The 1,961-nt window shown below is 58.9% G+C and carries 3 protein-coding genes and 1 pseudogene; all 4 read right to left on the reverse strand.

Annotation, left to right across the window (positions count from 1 at the left end):
• Positions 1-286, reverse strand: a pseudogene (locus EN893_RS31445) (NAD(P)(+) transhydrogenase (Re/Si-specific) subunit alpha); the annotation flags it as partial.
• A gap of 84 nt (positions 287-370) precedes the next feature.
• Positions 371-595 carry an aa3-type cytochrome c oxidase subunit IV gene (locus EN893_RS31450; protein WP_127267396.1) on the reverse strand — a complete coding sequence of 75 codons (225 nt, stop codon included), beginning with the start codon at positions 593-595 and terminating at the stop codon, positions 371-373.
• 210 nt (positions 596-805) lie between these two features.
• Positions 806-955, reverse strand: a complete 150-nt coding sequence (locus tag EN893_RS31455; RefSeq protein ID WP_013528205.1) for a DUF3096 domain-containing protein — start codon at positions 953-955, stop codon at positions 806-808.
• 119 nt (positions 956-1,074) lie between these two features.
• The gene (locus tag EN893_RS31460; protein ID WP_127267397.1) at positions 1,075-1,854 is read right to left on the reverse strand and encodes a hypothetical protein; all 780 of its coding nucleotides are present in this window, start codon (positions 1,852-1,854) and stop codon (positions 1,075-1,077) included.
• Between the last annotated feature and the right edge of the window lie 107 nt (positions 1,855-1,961).

Genomic DNA, 1,961 nt, shown 5'->3' on the forward strand with positions numbered 1-1,961 from the left:
CCATGATGGCAATGACCGCTGTACCGGGTTTGTAGCTCTTCAGCTCGGCATCGCCGGGCCGACGCACCTTCAGCACGACATCGGCCTTGACGACATCGGAAGCCTTGCCGATCGTGGCTCCTGCCTTGGAAAACTCCTCGTCGGGGATGCGCGACCGCGTGCCGGCGCCGGCCTCGACGACGACGTCGAAGCCCAACGCCGCCAGCCGTTTCACCGTATCGGGCGAGGCCGCGACGCGCGGCTCATTGGCATCGAGCTCACGAGGGATGAAAACCGTCTGTCCCACCGCATGATCCTTTCGGCCGGAAGCTATTTCCCGCAAGACGCCGGCCGGCCTCGCGGCGGCGCCGTGGACAAGGTGTCGGAAAATCTATCGGAGGATAAAGGCGCCGACGGCCATAATCAGCACGAACAGGATGGTCGCCGAGAAGAAGCCGCCCGCGAAGAAGCCGAAGGCCATCGCCAGAAGCAGGGCTCCGCAGAAAAGCGATCCGTATTTGGCCAGCGCGAGAAAGCCCGCATAGGTGCGGTCATGCTCGGCATAGTCCATCTTCGCGCCCAGTTCGACAGGACCGGTCGGCGAGTGATCAGCCATAGGAATACCCCTTCGAAGACATCTTTCAGGCACATAGCGAAAAGCCGGGCCGAGAGCAATGGCGCTATTGCCGCACAACAGCGGACAACTGCCTCAAAGAAAGGTTGAAGCCGGCTGCCAACGCGCGACGGAGTCCGATCGCTGGATTCTGATGCTTGATGCGGAAAGATGCTTCGAAAGCAGACGCTTGCGTGGCCTAAGCCGGCGCCCTCAGCCGGCTAGATGCGGAAATAGCCCGAGCAACCCGACGACGATCAGATAGAGCGCGACGATGTAGTTCAACAGCCTTGGCATGACCAGGATCAGCACGCCGGCGATCAGCGAGATAAGCGGGGTGAGCGCAAGTGTGGAAATGGTCATGACGGGTTCCTTTGGCATATCCGTGGATTCGGCGACCAATGGCGAGGACGACAAGGCGCCGAGCCATCAGAACGCGTATCCGGCCGGAAAGCTCCAGTGGTTCTGCGAAACGCCTAATCTCAGGCGGCTTCGCGAAAATATTTGGCAGTCGGCAGGATGGTCAGCGGCGCCAATTCTCCAGCACCAGGTGTCTCGAACAGCATACGCTGCTCCAGAGATGTGGATCGGAAGAATGGAAAGCGCGAGAACGACCGCTCGCGAATGGCAGCGACATTGGCGCGATAGAGCACGACCTTGTAGTTCAGGCCTGGATAGTCGCGCAGCTCGCCGATCTGCTCAGAACAGTAGATACGACGGTAGAAACCCGCATGTTCGGGCCGGATAGTCGAGAGACAGTAAGGTGCGTCGAAGTAGAAGCAGGCCATTCCGGCAAGGCGCAGCGTCAGGTACGGGATCTGCGGATAGACCTTCGACCAGTCTGGGTCGGCAGCAAAGCGGCTCGGATCGGCAAAGTGCGCCCCGGCAGCCAGCATCGGGCGCAGGATGTCGCCGTAGACAGTTGTAGACGGCGATTGCGGCGTGGCCCGGCAGGCATGATGAATGCGCACCGTGGAGACCAGGATGCCGTCAATATAGACGCCGAACTTGGAACAATTTTCAGCTTCGTCGAGCTCGTCATGCACAATATGTTCCGGGTTTTCCGGCACCATATCATTCAAGCGATAGGATTTGTAGCGTAACCTATAGATGTCTTCGAGGTCCTCTCCCTTGTCGCAGCGGCGATATTCCGTCCGCTCAAGCATCGCTGAAACATTGCGGGCGAAACTCGACATGCTGTCGGGCGAATTTTCTTCACCCCCGCCCGCCACATGGCCAAGCGCTTCCAACTGCACATCCATACTCAAACCCTCGTAAGTTTCCGCCGCAGTTCAACCTACGACGGGACCCTGAGATGTAAAAGATGAAAATGGAGCACACGTCGTTTACCGATCATTAACGTTAACGA

Source organism: Mesorhizobium sp. M7A.F.Ca.CA.004.04.2.1, assembly GCF_004022825.1.
Classification (GTDB): domain Bacteria; phylum Pseudomonadota; class Alphaproteobacteria; order Rhizobiales; family Rhizobiaceae; genus Mesorhizobium.